The organism is Larkinella punicea (genome assembly GCF_003334855.1).
GTDB lineage: Bacteria > Bacteroidota > Bacteroidia > Cytophagales > Spirosomataceae > Larkinella > Larkinella punicea.
This window is the reverse complement of sequence record NZ_QOWE01000022.1, coordinates 79700-95462: the sequence shown is the minus strand read 5'-3', so window position 1 is coordinate 95462 and position 15763 is coordinate 79700. Positions and strand designations below refer to the sequence as shown.

19 protein-coding genes are annotated in these 15763 nt (G+C 46.3%); 2 read left to right on the top strand and 17 right to left on the bottom strand.

The window, feature by feature from the left end:
* Positions 1 to 103: 103 nt before the first annotated feature.
* Both DUE52_RS32850 and DUE52_RS23810 read right to left on the bottom strand, forming a co-directional pair.
* Positions 104 to 430, bottom strand: coding sequence for a DUF305 domain-containing protein (locus DUE52_RS32850; protein WP_229312283.1), 327 nt, complete (start codon positions 428 to 430; stop codon positions 104 to 106).
* Between the two features lie 441 nt (positions 431 to 871).
* Positions 872 to 1585 (bottom strand): hypothetical protein, encoded by a 714-nt coding sequence (locus tag DUE52_RS23810; protein ID WP_114408573.1) that lies wholly within the window; start codon positions 1583 to 1585, stop codon positions 872 to 874.
* 615 nt (positions 1586 to 2200) lie between these two features.
* Between DUE52_RS23810 and DUE52_RS23805 the strand changes: the two genes are divergently transcribed.
* Complete coding sequence (locus DUE52_RS23805; RefSeq protein ID WP_114408572.1) at positions 2201 to 3304, top strand: replication initiation protein; 1104 nt, start codon at positions 2201 to 2203, stop codon at positions 3302 to 3304.
* A gap of 148 nt (positions 3305 to 3452) precedes the next feature.
* Here the strand turns inward: DUE52_RS23805 and DUE52_RS23800 are convergent, their stop codons facing one another.
* The 11 genes from DUE52_RS23800 to DUE52_RS23750 all read right to left on the bottom strand — a co-directional run bounded on the left by DUE52_RS23800 (position 3453) and on the right by DUE52_RS23750 (position 10558).
* Complete coding sequence (locus DUE52_RS23800; protein WP_114408571.1) at positions 3453 to 3854, bottom strand: hypothetical protein; 402 nt, start codon at positions 3852 to 3854, stop codon at positions 3453 to 3455.
* 108 nt (positions 3855 to 3962) lie between these two features.
* Positions 3963 to 4187, bottom strand: coding sequence for a hypothetical protein (locus DUE52_RS23795; RefSeq protein ID WP_114408570.1), 225 nt, complete (start codon positions 4185 to 4187; stop codon positions 3963 to 3965).
* Between the two features lie 4 nt (positions 4188 to 4191).
* Positions 4192 to 4398 (bottom strand): hypothetical protein, encoded by a 207-nt coding sequence (locus DUE52_RS23790; RefSeq protein WP_114408569.1) that lies wholly within the window; start codon positions 4396 to 4398, stop codon positions 4192 to 4194.
* A 121-nt stretch (positions 4399 to 4519) separates the two neighbouring features.
* The gene (locus tag DUE52_RS23785; RefSeq protein ID WP_114408568.1) at positions 4520 to 4855 is read right to left on the bottom strand and encodes a hypothetical protein; all 336 of its coding nucleotides are present in this window, start codon (positions 4853 to 4855) and stop codon (positions 4520 to 4522) included.
* Between the two features lie 36 nt (positions 4856 to 4891).
* Complete coding sequence (locus DUE52_RS23780) at positions 4892 to 5536, bottom strand: PD-(D/E)XK nuclease-like domain-containing protein (protein WP_114408567.1); 645 nt, start codon at positions 5534 to 5536, stop codon at positions 4892 to 4894.
* A gap of 66 nt (positions 5537 to 5602) precedes the next feature.
* Positions 5603 to 6217 (bottom strand): hypothetical protein, encoded by a 615-nt coding sequence (locus DUE52_RS23775; RefSeq protein WP_114408566.1) that lies wholly within the window; start codon positions 6215 to 6217, stop codon positions 5603 to 5605.
* A 48-nt stretch (positions 6218 to 6265) separates the two neighbouring features.
* A complete protein-coding gene (locus DUE52_RS23770) occupies positions 6266 to 6616 on the bottom strand; it encodes a DUF3846 domain-containing protein (protein WP_114408565.1) in 351 nt (116 codons plus the stop codon).
* A 202-nt stretch (positions 6617 to 6818) separates the two neighbouring features.
* On the bottom strand, positions 6819 to 7478 hold the full coding sequence (locus DUE52_RS23765) for a hypothetical protein (RefSeq protein WP_114408564.1): 660 nt from the start codon (positions 7476 to 7478) through the stop codon (positions 6819 to 6821).
* Between the two features lie 134 nt (positions 7479 to 7612).
* On the bottom strand, positions 7613 to 7909 hold the full coding sequence (locus DUE52_RS23760; RefSeq protein WP_114408563.1) for a hypothetical protein: 297 nt from the start codon (positions 7907 to 7909) through the stop codon (positions 7613 to 7615).
* On the bottom strand, positions 7906 to 9678 hold the full coding sequence (locus DUE52_RS23755; RefSeq protein ID WP_229312282.1) for a toprim domain-containing protein: 1773 nt from the start codon (positions 9676 to 9678) through the stop codon (positions 7906 to 7908). The genes DUE52_RS23760 and DUE52_RS23755 overlap by 4 nt, the downstream gene beginning before the upstream one ends.
* Positions 9623 to 10558, bottom strand: coding sequence for a DUF3945 domain-containing protein (locus tag DUE52_RS23750; RefSeq protein WP_114408562.1), 936 nt, complete (start codon positions 10556 to 10558; stop codon positions 9623 to 9625). The genes DUE52_RS23755 and DUE52_RS23750 overlap by 56 nt, the downstream gene beginning before the upstream one ends.
* Before the next feature lie 183 nt (positions 10559 to 10741).
* On the opposite strand from DUE52_RS23750, the gene DUE52_RS23745 reads away from it, so the two are divergent.
* The gene (locus tag DUE52_RS23745) at positions 10742 to 11347 is read left to right on the top strand and encodes a M23 family metallopeptidase (RefSeq protein WP_165841018.1); all 606 of its coding nucleotides are present in this window, start codon (positions 10742 to 10744) and stop codon (positions 11345 to 11347) included.
* Here DUE52_RS23745 and DUE52_RS23740 read toward each other — a convergent pair.
* The 4 genes from DUE52_RS23740 to DUE52_RS23725 are packed head-to-tail and all read right to left on the bottom strand — an operon-like array spanning position 11299 to position 15431.
* Positions 11299 to 11733, bottom strand: a complete 435-nt coding sequence (locus DUE52_RS23740) for a nucleotidyl transferase family protein (RefSeq protein ID WP_114408560.1) — start codon at positions 11731 to 11733, stop codon at positions 11299 to 11301. The two genes, DUE52_RS23745 and DUE52_RS23740, sit on opposite strands and share 49 nt — an antisense overlap.
* On the bottom strand, positions 11730 to 13754 hold the full coding sequence (locus tag DUE52_RS23735) for a YWFCY domain-containing protein (protein WP_114408559.1): 2025 nt from the start codon (positions 13752 to 13754) through the stop codon (positions 11730 to 11732). The genes DUE52_RS23740 and DUE52_RS23735 overlap by 4 nt, the downstream gene beginning before the upstream one ends.
* A complete protein-coding gene (locus DUE52_RS23730) occupies positions 13751 to 15001 on the bottom strand; it encodes a relaxase/mobilization nuclease domain-containing protein (RefSeq protein ID WP_114408558.1) in 1251 nt (416 codons plus the stop codon). The genes DUE52_RS23735 and DUE52_RS23730 overlap by 4 nt, the downstream gene beginning before the upstream one ends.
* Before the next feature lie 7 nt (positions 15002 to 15008).
* Positions 15009 to 15431 (bottom strand): plasmid mobilization protein, encoded by a 423-nt coding sequence (locus DUE52_RS23725; RefSeq protein ID WP_114408557.1) that lies wholly within the window; start codon positions 15429 to 15431, stop codon positions 15009 to 15011.
* Positions 15432 to 15763 lie beyond the last annotated feature (332 nt).

Below are 15763 nucleotides of genomic sequence, written 5' to 3'. Positions count from 1 at the left end.
CTGATCGAACTGAAATGCAACCCTGTCAGATGGAAGGGCTGCCTGTTATATAGATATATGGTATTTTGAACCTTTAGAATTTAGCCCTAAAAGCCGCCCATTGCTATTTGTCTAACTGGGCTAGTTTGTCCTTCATTTGCTTTATTTCCTTTTCTTGGGCTGTAATAATGTCCTGCTGGAGCTTTTGTAGGTCAGGATCCGTCAGCTTCGCTTCTTTTGCCATTAGGATAGCCGCAGCATGGTGCGGAATCATGGACTTGGCAAACTCTCTATCGCCAACAAATCCCTGCTGACGGATAAGCAGGAAGAACCCGATCAGTGTAAGGGTACTGACAGCAATGATGAGGGTATTGCGCCGTTTGTCCATATACATGGATGACATCAGCAGAACTTCAATAATGACCATAGGCATGGTCATCAGGACTGCCATGTACATCTGATTAACGTTCGGAATTACGTTGGCAAACCGGTCGACCATCGAGTACATTAGTACATACATGGACGCGAATGATAGACCAGTCATTATAGCCAGTTTTCTGTAGTGTGGCCCATGGGTGGGTCCGTGAGGGAACGTGGAATGACCTGGCTGGGCTTGCCCCTCATGTTGTTTATGTGCTTCCATAGATCGATACATTAATTATCTTATAACCAATAAGCCGCCCAATCGGGTGACAAATCGACTTACAAGATTTGGTCTACTTCTTACGAAACTTTTGGAAATCAGGGACTTAATATGAAACCTACCTGATAATCAGCCTGTTCCACGGCTTAAACGACAAGGTTGGCAACCTCCCATTATTCTACCGATGGTTTGAAAATCAAGATTATACAGATTCGCTCATAAATCTCTACTTAGGATTTAAAAAGGAGATTACAATTTTCGCACGTAAAGCGTAATCGTGCCTTGCCTGATCCGGGTCGGATAGGTATCCAATTCCCGGTCGATGAGCTTATTATCCTGGGGTACCTGACGCGTGATATAGTAGGGATCGACGAAAATGATATTCATTCGCTCGATGCGATTTCCTTCCAACCGCTCAGTGTGTTTCAACAAGTGCTCGGTTCCCGAAGCGGCCTGGGTTTTGTCCTCATCTTCAAAATAACGGTAAGAGCAATACCAATACTTGTAGTAGTGGTGGTAGTTACTAAAGCAGTACTGGTAAGCTTCGGGGTTGTCTCTGATCTGCCGCAGCAGGTCGTCGGTTTCCTGAAGCTCCTTCTGTTCCCCAATACTAAGTACACTAGTTAGAGATTTATTTAGCAGACTATCGCGGTGCTCCTTTACATGACGCATGACCTCCTGGGGATCGATATCCCGCTTAATTTTATATTTATGTTTAAAATAGAAAGAGAGTGAAATAGCGGGTCGCTCGTAATTGATAAGTTTGAGATTTTTAAGTGGCTGTCCCGGGCGATGGTAGGGCTGGTAAAATTTCATGTAGTCGGCGGGCACAAAATAATATTCCAGATCGGCATCGATTGGTAGGGCCGAAACCTGGTTCATGACCGGTTGCAGAGTTATGGCCTGATCTTTCAGCGCTAAGCGGATAGCCGCCAGCGGGGCGGAATCAATGCGTTTGGTCATCGTTGGTAAGGGAATGTTGAAGTAGGTCGAACGGGCTCCTACTCTACCGAAAGATTAATAGAGTAAATCAGTATTTCTATTACAAGGTTTGGTATAACAGCTAAATACTCTGTCGTTTACCGTAAAAGTAAACAAATATACTCTTTTTGAACCTCTTTCCCCTTTCCAATAAATCACTTTTTTGATTTTTAATCTTTATCTTTTTTTTATTTGATTGATTTAAGAGGCCCTTAACCTTTTGATTCACAAAAAGTTACAAGAAGAAAAACAAGGTTTAGTAGGTCGAAAAACAAGGTTTGGTAGGTTTTAAAGACATGTAATAACAAGGTTCAGTAGGTACTATTACAAGTTTTGGTAGACTCAATAACAAGGTTTGGTAGGTACCCGATTTGAAAAACAAGGTTTGGTAGGTACTACAAATAGAGGTCTAATTTTAGTACTAAAACTATGTTTTATAGTACTACTACTCAGTCCTTAGTCTCTTCTTCTCTTTATTCTTTGTAAATGCCATTAGCCTAAATGGGTAAAAACAAGGTTTGGTAGGTTGAAAAACAAGGTTGCAACTTATAAACTTGTTATATATATTTACAACTAGGACCTCCACTGCATAAGCTTATGGATCAAGAACCTTCGGACTCACTGGCATTTACTCAGCCAACCTTTATTAAATACTCGACCAATTACCAATCTAACCTCTTCACGGAGTCACGCCAGGAGTTTACCGAACTCGAAAAAAACATTGTGACCTTAGTAGTGAACCAGCTTGGCAACATGGCCGTAAAAGGAAAAATAGAGCCCCGTGTAAATGTCCTGATTCAAATTCCGATTCAACAATTGACCAAATCAAGATACGATCAGGTTGTTAAAGCGGCTGAGTCATTAAGTAAAAAAAGAATGTCATTTAGGGATGACAAAAAGGGTGATTTCACTTTTATAACACCTTTCCCTCTAGTACAATCTGGAATTGGGGCGGATGGCCTAAAGGTTATTGAAATTACCATGCTGGCCAATGTAGTGCCATATTTTGCCGAATTGGGTCAACGCTATACCCAATATGAAAACGAAGTCATGCTTTCGCTGGCTTCCGTTTATGCGAAAAGAATGTTTGAGATTGTCTCAATGTATTTTCACCGTGGCCAGTACCGGTTTCGGTACGCAGTCGATGAGCTTCGCAGAATGCTTAATTGCCCGGAAACCTATCGTTATAATGATTTTGTACTGAATGCGCTCGTTGTTTCTCAGAAGGAACTGCATGAAAAGGCAAACATTGCCCTCGACTGGAATCCATCCCAAAAGTCAGGTAAGAAGGTCCTGGAGCTCGAATTTACGGTGAAAACTGATCGACAATTAGCCGAGCAAGGCGTTGAGCAGGACCGACAAGCGCTCAGGGGGATGTCAATTCATGAGGCAGTTCAGTTAGCCTGGCCTTTGCTGGCAAAATACAAATTGACAAGGTGGCAAAAGGATCTGATTACCTCTGAATTTGAGCTTCTGGATACATTCTACCGGATTCATTCGGAGTTGACTAATGGTTTACGTCCAGGCGTAAAGAATCCCACTGCCTATCTGGTTAAGTCCTTGGGAATCGATCAGGTTAAACCCGATAAAGCCACTAGCGCTCCCGAATTGACATTCACGCAGACGCCCGCGGAAAACAAGCGATTCGGAGGGGTACAGACATTGGCTAGTATTATTAATGGTGATTTGTTTAAGCAATAAGCGATCACTATTCGAATGTAGTATAGCAATCTGAAGCTGGCAAAAAACCGGACTTACGAGCAACCCTCTACTGAGGAAAGTGGAAAATATCCCAATTTGCACTAATTGATCCAATCCAATAATCATACCCAGACAGTTTTGTAAACGACTATACGCGCAGCCGCTTCAAAACCTCAACGACGGCTACCATTTGCTCCGGTTTCCAAAGTTCCGGCTTTAGCGATCGCTGATAATACTGAGCATAAGGGATATGGGCCTGCTCGATGACAAGCCCAACGTGTGCAGTACCTTTCAGGCGCTCCGATAATGCTCGCTGCGCGTTCCCTAAATTAGCGATCGCCTGTTTGTCGACGTCAGATCCAAGGGCGTTGATAATACTATCGACATCATTCTGAGATAATGGCCGGTGGCCGTACCGTTTCAGACTGATGGTACCCGGAGAACCGGAAATGAGCCGATCTTCCGCTTTCTCCAGTAATTGTTTAGCATGCTCAGCGGCCGCTAAATGATTGGTTGCAACCTGGAGTATGTGCTCATCGATCTGTTCCAACACAGTAGCAATTGTTCAGTGGGATTCAATATTACAAAATTTGCTTCCATGAAGTAATTATTTTATTAGGTTCCATGTAAAAAATCTGCGAGGAAAGTACCGCTCTGTCTATTCTTTTCCCGGATTATTGGACACCAGTTGAGCACGTGCCTGGCTGCTCAATTCAGGATCAACAACCGGATCAACCTCAGCATCGACGGCAGCCTGATTGCACTCGATACCATACAGCCGAAACAGTATATTTCGAGCATGGGCAACGGTATATCCTTTGCGGGTCCAGTATTGTTTGAACCGCTTTTTATTGAATTCGGTGAGTTGATCCGTGATGGCCATGGCATTAATTTGAGTTCTTGTAGATTGTAAGTTTTAGGTTATCCGTATCCTTGGTCATAACCACTTTCGTCAGAAAGCCCCATGCCGTTTCTTTTGACTCTCCGATAATCAGGATTTCGTAGTTGATTGCAATTAGACTGGCGAGGGCATTTTTAATGTCCTCAATCTCCTTTCCAGCGGTAAGCAGTTCAATAGTGGCCTTGGCCTTCATGATCAAAATAGGGTTGGTTTCCAATTTGAACCCTCAAACTGGAATAAGGATTTGTATAGTCCAGTATGGGCAATTTAAATCGTGTACATACCGTACGGTATGTACACGATCCATTTTCTAATTAGAAGATCGAGGTTTGTACGCCTTCGACTGCGGCTTGCTCACCAATGCCCAGCGTTTCGCCAAAAACACCCTTCTGTTGATACAAATTGATTTGAACCAGCCCATGTATGCCGGTAAGCAAATCGCCCACTACGTAGGCTTTTTGAAGGTAGGCTTTGAGAGGTGTACAGCGGTTGTACCGGGCATTCGCCCGGAGAACCATCGTGTGTAAATGGGCGTAAAAATCTTGAGGCTCCTCCACGTTCAAGCCGTCGAGTTTGGCAACCTGCTCCCTTAAATAGGTCTGTAGGCTGTTTTTGGGATTGTGCAGCGTCGTAATTTTAGCGAAAAACATAGCTTTAAGGGGTTATGGGTTAGCTGGCCTGACGGGTTAGCGGTTGAATGGCGATGGTATTAAGCGCCCAAGACGATGGCTGAAAATTGCATTTGCGGACTTCCCGGAGCAGGGCCTGATATTTCTTCCTGCCTCCTTCAATACAACCCTTGCAGGCGGTTGCCTCAAAATAGAAGATGCTAAAGGGAGCCTGTTTCTGAACCCCCAATAAAACGAACCGGTAAGCATGGGGTTTGCTGTCGATAGAACGCGCTTTGGCGACGGTTGGCCGCTGCCATCATAATCGCACTCCAGACAACTGGCTAAAAATTCCCGGTAATTGCGCGCGCTGGTGGTCTTTACGTCCACAATCATCTCTTCGGATGGTAGCCACAGATCGAGTCGGGATTTACAGGGCAATCCCGTTTGATCATCGTCCCATAGTTCGATAACCTCCTTTCGGGCTTCCTGTAACACCAGCCGGGCGAAGCTGTCTTTCTGCAACGCATTTCGAATCTGGTCGACCTGTTTCTGACGAGCGGTCGTCAGTTCGATGGTTAATTCCTGTTCTAAGATCAATTCGTGGAAGGCAGTACCAAACTCCTGAGCGGGACCCATTGGCTTTACTGGGTAGCCAGAAAACAGGTTGCGAAACTCAGTCAGATCGCTGTTTGTGTAGCGGGAAATGGAACGGTAATCCATCGTTGTAAAGGGGAGTAAGGTTTGAAAGAGCACCCGGCGAGGGAGTTGCCGGGTGCCTAAAGTGAGTTATTGAAGTTCAGGATGAAGCGGGATAATTTTACCTTGTTCGCTCTCCCCTTCCGGGATGACGTCGATCAGTCGTACCCCTTTGTCATAGAGGTCATTTAAAAAATCGTCTGACTCGTCTCCCTTCACGATGTAATCAATCTGTGATGGGCAAAAGGCGGTGAAAATGCCGGGCTTCAGCTCAATCCCGTTTTCGGTTTCAAAGGGGCATTTCCGGTGCGCCAGCAGAATCCAATCGACGCCAATGGTAAATCCTTTCGGGATGAACGGTAACCGCTTGGAAACGCCCATTTTGGCGGCTTCGGCGGAAAAGGCAGCCGGGGTTTTATAGAACTTCTCCCCTACCCACATCAAACCGTAACGCTTCATGACTTTGAAGGGGAAACAGTCCGAGCATCCGGCCAGCCGACAGGGTTGCTGTTCGATCAGAACCGAAGACACCCACGTAAAGCCGCGATTGAATTGAATGCCCTGACTACAGCAAGGGCAAATGCTAACTTCGATGGGAAGTTTAGCACAGGGTCGGGCTGATTTCCCGGCGACAAAGTAAAACCCTCCCGGTTTCCGGTAGCCGCAACCTCTTTTCTGTTCCTGACTAGTGATAATCTGATACATAGCGGATTGGATTAGGGTAGACTACCGATTGCAGTCTACCCGGTTTGACTAAAAAGAGGTGACTCGGAAATAGGGGGCGGTGTAAGCGGCTTCCAGCCACGACACCATTCTTTTAGCGGCTTCGATGCCCATTTTAGGCTCCGTCGTTTCTCCTTCTTCGTCGCTTCCAGACAAGACCGCTATGCCGTGAATGGGGCCATATCCGCCGAATGAAAAGGCCAGTGGCTGCGGTCGTTGAAAAAGGGCCTCATCATCTACCGTGAGGGCGTCACCGTCCCCTTGCCGGGCGCAAACGTCGATGCAACGGCAGCCGATAATCTGATAAAAATCGTGGAGGGTAGCAGCCGTATCAATGACCTCAATGGTCTGGGCTGCGGGGTCGATCTTGATAAGTTTCATAGTTTTTTTATCTGATTTACTCTATAAAAATAAGCACTTTTTACATAAAAAGCAAGTTAGAAATTATTTTTAATGTAAAAAAAGTGAACAGATTTGCCTCTTTTTTCCCCTTTCCAATCTGATCCTGTACTTTTGGGGATAATTTTTATCTGATTTATAGCAGAAGCCAGCCGGATGCCGGCTGGCTTCTCTTATTTAGTCCTTACGCGGCCAGTAGCAGTCCGGTATCGGTATCGTCGTTCTCTCCAAATGGATTATACCAGTTATAGAGTCGGGAAATATTGGCGCGGTCGGTGGTGGTTTCCTGACGGAAAAGCCGGTTTGATTGAGCGTAGGCGGTCAATTCCTGGGTTAGCTTGCGGTCGGCCATTTGATAGCCAAAGGTTGCAATGTAGTACGTCCCTTTCGGCTGGATTTTTGTATTCTCCTTCTTCTCCGCCGTGGCGGTTATTACCACGTCAGCGAGGGTTAGATCAGCGTAGAAAAGGGGTTCGATTAGTCGGAAAATGTTATCGACGGAATAGCCGTGAAACAGCACCGATGAGACACAATTGGCGGCATCGACGAAGAACAGTTCCGCCCACGTTTTTTGCCCCATATTCAGAATACTATCGGTAAAAATCCGCCACGCTAGGGGCTGGAAAGTGAGGGTGTTGCCGAGTACTTCCGTGCCATTAATATTAAACACGCCCTGTTTGGCGTCAAAACGGTATTGGCGGGGATGTCCTTCGAGGTATTTGAATTTGAAAGGGTCAGTTACCTCGCCGGTTTCTTCATCTACCTGCTCGTTGAGAGTTGGCGTAACTGCTTCGCTTGAAACAACTTCGGTTTGGCTGGTGGCCGGGGTTTGATTCTTTTTCATGTCAATTAGTTATCTGATTTACAGTATTAAGATAGCCATTTTTTACATGAAAAACAATATTAATATTAGTATTATAGTAAATATTTTGTAAGAATTAAGCCACCCCTTTTCCCCTTTCCAACAAAAAAAGCCCCCTATTCAGAGGCTTTTGATTTGTTCGAACTATTGCGAAGATTCTGCCTTCGATGTTCAAACTCCCGAAGTTCGACTGCATACAATTTGCAGGTTGCCGGAAATTTCTTTTTAAGGTTAATCAGGTTTTTCTCGATGAGCTTATCGGTTCTAAGGATCATTGGCTCGTCGCCCTGGGGAGCATCCAATGCAACTGCTGCACCGGAATCGGTCATATAAAACTCACGACCGGTACCATCTGCTAAATTGATCACAAACGCCATTTCAAAGTTTTCGGATTCATCGGTAAAGTTACTCATTGGGGCTTGATCTTTGGTGTGGATTTTTGTTGCACAGGTTCATTTATAGACTGATCTTTCCCCTGAACCTTTTCACTCCGCTCCCTCTTTTCCTGTAAAACCTGTTTCTTGAATTCTGGCTGTTCTACTGCCTTTACTACCTTGCCGTTTTTTATCTCCAGATAAGCCTGTTGCTTATACCAACCGTCGGGCTGACTCAGCATTAACTGAAAGGTTTTATTCTGTTTATCTCCGGTATGCTGATGCTGTAACATAATCAGCGTGCGTTGCGCCGTAATCGCCGAATTGGTATTATAAGCACTCTCCCCTGATTCGCTGGTAACCGTATAGGCATACCGTTTTGTTTCGGCCATATGGGTTTTCAGCTCCTCGCAATAATCCTTACTACAGGATTTAACAACCTCGATCCGTTTACCAAAGCCCGTTAATTCAAGCAATGCTTCACTAATCGCACCCATTGCCGTCATGGTTTCCGGTACGTGGAGGGCAACTTGCTGATTATTCAGCGTGGCGATGTTAATGAGCTGGCTACTCAGTTCTTTTCGGGAAATTTCATCACCATCCGCATTTTCGATTTGGCTACGAATAGTATTGTTGAAGGATTCAGCCCGGCCAATTAATGCCTCCCGGATGGGACCGTGCGCAGCTCCTTCCGGGAGTAAAAGACCAACCCGGTTTGCGGTGGCCACGGTTGGCGACGTCGGAAAGTTTGGAGCAACCAATTGCTGAACAAACATCAGGTCGAACCGGTGACCCTTGGCATCATTATCGAATGCCAGAATGATCTTCCAGTCGTCCGACTTGTCCAGAGCGGAAACGTACCGTGAAATTGTATTGGTTTGTTCCTGCGTGAGCTGGCCACCGGTGGAAAAATAAACCGAGTCGAATGCATCATTGCCATTAACCGATTGCAACTGCTTATGGGCCATTGCATCCAGTACGCTTTCCATAACAATAAAGCGCTGTGGCTTGGGCGGGATGTTGGAAATAAAAACACTGGTGTAGCGATCACTGCCCGGCGCATGCTGTTTTAAATTTTCATTTCGGATCTCGAACCCCATTACCTCCGCCGTTAGCCCGTTGTAGTAGGGGAAAGCGACGTTACTGAAGTTTATATATTTCCGATCGGGATTTGCTTTTGCCGTTAAAAAGCCTTCCGTCCGTCCGGTTTCCGGATTCAGATACGATACCTGGGTAACGGCCTTGCCCGCGAATTCCGGGCTTTGAATGATTCGGGGATCGATATGGCGTTTGAGCAGGTAGTTATCCTTCTCCAGCGATCGAATGTCAAATAGCTCCTTGGCAAAGGTCTGCTTGCTGGAATCAGTATCAGTAGGTATTATTTTTCGGTTTCGGGCAACCTGAACCGGATCAACCCGCAGGTAATCGTAGAGGACATTGGTGACATTTCTGAATTCATGCTGGCCAGGGTGATTGAATACTGAAAACACCGTCGGTAAGCGATTCCGAATGAAATCAATGATGGTGCCCGAATCTGAGAAGTCGTCGGCGCGCTGATACACCTGCTGACTGGCATCCTGCGGATTTTTAATAATAATCGTATCGCCGTGTCCCGGATGTTGAAGTACTGGACGACTGCGGCCTTTATGAGTCAGGTGTTCATAGCCATACTGAACAGCCAGTTCAATGATTGAAACATTCGCTCGAAGTTCGGGTACCGGAATCGTATTAGGGAAGCGCTGTTTTAGCTCCTCAAATTTTGTCATGGCCAGGGCGGAGGTGGAGTTTGTGTTGATCCGGTTTTTCATCAGGATCCATCAAACGTTTGATTGTTTCAGTTTGGGCATTGGCGACAGTTGATTGACCCGCCCTTTCCTCTAAACCGCGCGTATGATCGGTTTTGGCCCCTTCGTTATTCTGGCCCAACTGCTGCTTGAATTTCTCATCAGGCTTCAGTGATAGATCGGGACGGCCGATATCGGAGAACTGGAGGCCCTGCTTTCCAGCAGAGATTGATACGGTAGCGTCGAACGGCTCGCCCTGCTTGTCTTTTAAGCCACTCAGTTTAACAGGGTGGCCACATACCAGGGCAATCTGCTGATCACGCGTTAAATCAATTCCCAATAGCTTCGAGGGCAACGTTTCCGGATTAACCCGCCAAAGGTCCACGGTATTGGTTTGGTTGTCAACTCGCAAAAAGCCTGAAACAAAGCCGCCATTCTCTGCAATGGCGAGTGACCGATCGACATATCCCTTTTGCTCCAGCTCGCTCCGCTCCTGAGGTGTTAACTTCAAATCGCCGACCTTCTCAGGTATTTCTAATTCGGGATGAACCGGAGTTATTCGAAGCTGAGGACCCTGATCAGTCAGGGCAATCCGTAAACGGCCTTGTAATTCCAGTTCATTGGGCAATTGAATGGTAACCACTGGTGTTTGCTTTCCGGAAAAGAGGGCTTGTTCCACTTCGGGATGCATTGCCAAATAAACGCGGTCAATCCCAACCTCATCCAGTTTTTTTTGAAGTACAGGACGCTCAGTTGCGATCTGGCGCAATACCGCTTCCTGTTCGGATGAACTTAGGAAACCGTCCGTTACCGCATATTGAGAAGCTGCTGCGGCTTGGGTAGCGGTTGGTGCAATGTTGTCAAGGCCATCGGCCTGGGTTCGGGCAAAGTCCTGATTTTGCATGATAAATGTGCTTACATCAATTGATCAAAGTTTCTTGTGGAGTAAATCTATAAAATTGCGAATTAAAATTTACGTATTTTGTAGTTTTGTTAAGAGACTTCACAAAATATGTATTCTCCAAAGCAAATAGTATGCCTGTTAATTAGCTTCTACCTCGGTAGTCAGGTTGTAACCTACGGTCAGATGGCGGAAAATGAGGATTCACTCCGCGTTTCGTGGGATTCACTGGAGGTAGAATTGCTTCGAACCACGCGAACCTATGAGCAGGTTGATCGACTGATCCAGGCTATTCCTTTGCGACCTGAGTATCTAAACCGGCTTCCCTCCACTTTTCCGGTTGAGGTACCGCTTCATGAATTCAAAGTATCCTCTCCCTTTGGACTTCGCCGGCATCCGGTGTATAAGAAAACACTATTTCATGGAGGTATTGATGTCAAAGCACGAACGGGAATGCGAGTAAAGTCCACCGCGCCGGGCATCGTGAAGCGCGTCGGTTATGATCCCGGCTTGGGTGCGTTTGTGCAGGTGCTGCATAGCTTTGGCTTTGAAACCATTTATGGCCACCTCTCAGGCTATTGTGTTCAGCCTGGTCAAAAGGTTGAGCGGGGGGATGAAATTGGCAAGGTCGGACAAACCGGTTTAGCGACTGGGTCGCACCTGCATTACGTGGTCAGGAAGAACGGCCAGCCGGTCGATCCCCTACACTTCTGTTATTTGCTGCGCAGGCGGGTTTGGCTGCATCAAATTGGATCAGGCAGTACTATTTTCTCATCGTTGGGCACGATTTGATTTACGTTCTGAAAACCTAATTTGCGGAGTTGTCCAACAAAAGCCTCCTGTTCAGTGTCAAAAAACGCCTTCACTTTCAGGAGCGTGTCATTGATCACCCACAGGTCCTTAGCCAGGGCATCTTTTGACACTGGAACAATCATTGGAATTTGTTGATTATCCTCTTCCAATATCCAGTCTGAATTATAGCCCTGTTTCCGGTAATACCGAACGAGCGTAACCAGTGATTCGGTACTGCCCTTTAAACCGTTTTCCAACCGGGCTAATGTGTAATGTTCCAGCCCGGCCCGCTGGGCAAGTTCCAGTACGGACAGATCTTCTCCAAGCCGTCGACTCAGGTCTTTTCGCAAATAAAGCAGGCGTTTGCCAACAGTTTCTTTGATCACTTTTTCCCCCGGTTTTTAGGTTCTGGCAGTGGGATATTATGCTTTTTGGCAATACGTTCCGTTTCGGATTCAATAAACTCCCTGACGTCTGCTTTTATTTGCAGGTAGTTGTCCTGTACTAATTTCGCCAAATCGTTACCCTCTTGAGCAAAATTAGAAAAATTGGGAAGTTCTTTATACTTCTGTTCCTTATTAAAATCATCCACGTTAACCAGCACCTTCGCTCTGACTGCTTTCAATTCACTGGGCTGTTCAGCGGTGTCCGCAATCACGCCCACAAATTGCCCCTGACTGAGCTGGCTGATTTTAGCGGCCGGCGCGATAAAATTCATTTCGGTTGAGAAACCGTGCGTGGTATCTTCGGACTGAATGTTGATACTTTCCTTTTGTTGCACATTCTTTCCCAACCGGTTTTGCATCGCTTCGGCGGTTGCTCCCGATGCCTGACCACATAGGACCGTGCCGCAGCTATTTTTGATCACATCGGCCTGCGCCTTACCGTATTCGGCATCTAACTGGGAATAATCCTGCAAAGCCAGGGTCACCGCAATTCGGTTCGACCTTCCCGTATTGATCAGGTTGCCAATCCCGTCGAAAAACAGGGTAGGTATCTCATCGATCACAACACCGGATGGATGTTTACCTTTCTCATTGATCTGGTGGAGAATGCGACCATTGTAAAGACTCAGCGCGGCCCCGTAAATCTTATTTTTCTTGCTGTTATTACCTACACAGACAATCTTCGGCTCTTTTGGATTGTTGATATCCAGCATGAAATCATTCCCGCTCATCGTCCAATATAGACCCGGGCTCGAAAGTTTTGCCGGGCCACTTCTGGCACTGGCCATTTGTCCCTCCAGCTGCTCCATTGCTCCGCCTTCAAAAGCCGAAATAAAGATGGATGCTCGTGTTTCCAGATCCGGACGATCAACCAGTAATGGAAAAACCTTTTTGTAATCCATCGAAAGCAGCTCGATAACGTGCGGAAGGGTACAGTATTGGCCATCCTTGTAAGTCCTCAATAACCAGATGGCACAGGTAACATAGGACATCGGCGTACTGACAAAAAACTCGGATTCTTTGCCGATCCATGACTTGTTTAAATTGAGCATCATCATTTTGGCGCTCTCCTCAGCGTCTTCAATGCTCGGCAGATAAACCGGATGCAACGGATTGCACCGGTGCGATTTGGCCGGATCATCAAAGTTGATGCAGTAGAACTTCATGTTCTTGGGTTGATTTTTCCGGAAGCGTATCAGGGCATTAAAGGCCACGATCGACAGGTCCGCAAACTTGAAGTCGTAGATGTACATTGAAAAGCCTTTTTCGATCTGCTGCCGGATGATGGCATAAATCAGGCTGAACGTCTTACCTGAACCGGCACTACCCACAATCAACAAGCCCCGAAATGGGTTGACTATGTTGATCCATCCCCGCCGTAATCGTCTTTTGTAGGTAAACTCGGTAGGAATATTCACGGAGTACTCATTGGTGAGCAGGCGTTCCTCCTGGGGGAAAGTTTCATTTTCGACGTTAAAGGGGTCTTTCCCCAATTGAGAGTTCATCAAACGGTTGATACCCTGACTGCCTTTGAGGAGGTACAGCAGGCCGATGATGGTAAGCGTCAGGTAAATGAGACACCCTCCCATCAATCCTGCTTTAGCCACCAACCATTGCGTAGAGTCAGGAACCAAGAAGGTACCGCCCAAAAACAAAATAACACCTATTGCCAGATCGATGGCTACGGACTGAGGCTTAAGGCTTCTTGATTTCACTCCCCTGCTGCTGATCCCGAAGGCGACAAGAGCACCGGCCGCCAATAACTTCAGTGGCCACGGAGAAGTTAAAACACCAAAGCCAGCCAGTAGCTTTCTGATCAGGTTGTCGACAAACGGATTGGACCAGCCTAAGCTTTTGAACAGTCCGTGCCACTCCAAAAAGAAGTGAGCCAGTAAAAAGATGATTGACGCCCATAGGGCAATCTCGTTAATTTTAGCCTGGTCTTTGCGGTCCTCTCTCATAGTCTTGGTGTTGTTTTTCGGGTCATTTTCTTTAATTCCTGTTCACTTTCCTGCTGATCGTCGATAGCGCCCGCGGCATACAACAGCCGACGGATTAATGACGTATTCGAATCGAGGGTCTGCTCTTTTTCGGGGGCGGTTGGTTTATGTTCCGTTTCAGCTTGTGGCTTTCGTTCAATGGTTGGCTTGATATCTTCCTTGGGTAAGTTCTTGAAATCCTCTCCAAGCTGTTTTTTCAGCGTGCCTGCCGTAAACGCCTTACCCAACTCACTACCGGAATAAATCGCCTTCTGTTTAACGTCGAGGAAACTGATTCCAAATAGATCGCCGTCTTTGCCCTGGTGAGGAACAACCAGAATGTTTATTCGCTGGAGCTTCTGTTGAAAGTCGATCCATGAACCACTTTCGGAAAGGCGCCCTTCAATGAGCCGGCGCAAATGGGAGGCAGAATCTGCTTTTACTTTTTTTCCTGACTTGATCCGGCGCTCGACGGTTTCCCTCGTAGGTTGTTGTCGGAGGCTACTGGATTTAAACGCAATTCCTTCCCGCTCCTGCTCTCTGGCCACGGTATACACCATGCCGGGTTTCTTTCCTTCAAGCGGTACTTCAACTGCCTGAACGTTGTAGAGCCTCAGCAGCTGATTAAACTGCGAAAAGCTACTGAAACGGAAATCATTGATCACCGTCAGAACGACATTGGTCATGGCCTGTTTCAAATCGCCCTGTCCGTAATGTACAGGCTTGAGTTCAGGCAGCGACCTGTTCAATACTACTCTTTCGGCTTCAACCAGGCTAAATTCTTTTTCGATCTGCTGCCGCAGCTTGTTGGAACGTTCGCGTTCAAATTTGTCAGGTATTTTATCCCCTTTCTCATCAACCCGTATCGTGACTACGTGAACGTGGGTATGGTCCGTATCGAAATGCTGATAAACGGCGTAAGGCTGGCCACCGTACCCCATACCGTCCATGTATCGATCTGCGATCGCAAGCAATTCTGCGGAATCGGGTTTTTCGCCCTGAGCCAACGATAGGCTTACGTGGAAAGTAGGTTTGGATATACGCGGATTCAAAGCGGCCTGTTGTTCCAGCATATAGGCCACTTGCTGTTTTTGCATGAGGTCAGGATCGACGAGGATTCCGACGTAATTGCGCAGTGCCAACCTTTCCGCTTCTCCCTGCTCCACTTTCATTTCGTTGTAATAAACCGCTCCTTTTGGATTGGAGCCACTGCTAATCCGAGCTACCATTTTAAACTTACGGTTGGAATCTGGAACCTCCGAAATTGGCTATCAAACTATCAAAGTGTTGTTCCATTGCTGCGACTTTTTCGCCTATCCTCATGGTTTCCTGTTGCAGATCCTGATAGTCTGTAGTGCTGTTGATCCGCTTGGATGACTGGTTAATATTCACCCCGATACGCACTAAATCAATCCGAATTTCACGCAGTAAAGACAAGGCTTTTTCTTCCTGAGTAGACATCTCATTCTTTAAAAGCAGCGGCTTTTCCAGACAGATAGACCGGACAAAATCCGATAGACTTCGCGCTGAGGTAGATGATTTCCGGGTCTGTAATAACTTATACTCATCCGGTTCCATACGTACCCTCAGTATTTTTATTGCCCGTTTGCTCGGGTCCTTTTCGGGTCTGCCTCCTTTTTTTCTTGTCGATTCTTCCATGCTATTTATGTTTTACAGCCGACTTCGGAGGCTGGTAAATCGTTCGGACTGCCAAAGTACGAAACAGTTTTTGTACTCACAAAAACACATCTTGCTTTTCTCAGCCGAGAAACTTTTTTGCAATCCCTCCCTCCCGGCCAGACTGGGTTTTTGATCAATACACAGATACAGAGATAAATTAGTGTATTCGTGTATTGGAAAGGTCAGGGCGTTGATTTGCCTGTTTCCTGCTGAACTGCCAAGAAAATACATTGATAAATATATACATCCGTGTATTAACAATGTAATACATCCCTGTATTGAAATGACAATGTATTCCTGTATTGATACAT

Excerpts from the sequence above, each read along its gene's own strand:
- DUE52_RS23735 (WP_114408559.1), bottom strand. The coding sequence starts at position 13,754 with ATGAGAGAGGACCGCAAAGACCAGGCTAAAATTAACGAGATTGCCCTA.
- DUE52_RS32850 (WP_229312283.1), bottom strand. The coding sequence starts at position 430 with ATGGCAGTCCTGATGACCATGCCTATGGTCATTATTGAAGTTCTGCTG.
- DUE52_RS23805 (WP_114408572.1), top strand. The coding sequence starts at position 2,201 with ATGGATCAAGAACCTTCGGACTCACTGGCATTTACTCAGCCAACCTTT.
- DUE52_RS23765 (WP_114408564.1), bottom strand. The coding sequence starts at position 7,478 with ATGAAAAAGAATCAAACCCCGGCCACCAGCCAAACCGAAGTTGTTTCA.
- DUE52_RS23760 (WP_114408563.1), bottom strand. The coding sequence starts at position 7,909 with ATGAGTAACTTTACCGATGAATCCGAAAACTTTGAAATGGCGTTTGTG.
- DUE52_RS23725 (WP_114408557.1), bottom strand. The coding sequence starts at position 15,431 with ATGGAAGAATCGACAAGAAAAAAAGGAGGCAGACCCGAAAAGGACCCG.
- DUE52_RS23770 (WP_114408565.1), bottom strand. The coding sequence starts at position 6,616 with ATGAAACTTATCAAGATCGACCCCGCAGCCCAGACCATTGAGGTCATT.
- DUE52_RS23775 (WP_114408566.1), bottom strand. The coding sequence starts at position 6,217 with ATGTATCAGATTATCACTAGTCAGGAACAGAAAAGAGGTTGCGGCTAC.
- DUE52_RS23795 (WP_114408570.1), bottom strand. The coding sequence starts at position 4,187 with ATGGCCATCACGGATCAACTCACCGAATTCAATAAAAAGCGGTTCAAA.
- DUE52_RS23730 (WP_114408558.1), bottom strand. The coding sequence starts at position 15,001 with ATGGTAGCTCGGATTAGCAGTGGCTCCAATCCAAAAGGAGCGGTTTAT.
- DUE52_RS23780 (WP_114408567.1), bottom strand. The coding sequence starts at position 5,536 with ATGGATTACCGTTCCATTTCCCGCTACACAAACAGCGATCTGACTGAG.
- DUE52_RS23790 (WP_114408569.1), bottom strand. The coding sequence starts at position 4,398 with ATGAAGGCCAAGGCCACTATTGAACTGCTTACCGCTGGAAAGGAGATT.
- DUE52_RS23750 (WP_114408562.1), bottom strand. The coding sequence starts at position 10,558 with ATGCAAAATCAGGACTTTGCCCGAACCCAGGCCGATGGCCTTGACAAC.
- DUE52_RS23755 (WP_229312282.1), bottom strand. The coding sequence starts at position 9,678 with ATGAAAAACCGGATCAACACAAACTCCACCTCCGCCCTGGCCATGACA.
- DUE52_RS23785 (WP_114408568.1), bottom strand. The coding sequence starts at position 4,855 with ATGTTTTTCGCTAAAATTACGACGCTGCACAATCCCAAAAACAGCCTA.
- DUE52_RS23745 (WP_165841018.1), top strand. The coding sequence starts at position 10,742 with ATGGCGGAAAATGAGGATTCACTCCGCGTTTCGTGGGATTCACTGGAG.
- DUE52_RS23810 (WP_114408573.1), bottom strand. The coding sequence starts at position 1,585 with ATGACCAAACGCATTGATTCCGCCCCGCTGGCGGCTATCCGCTTAGCG.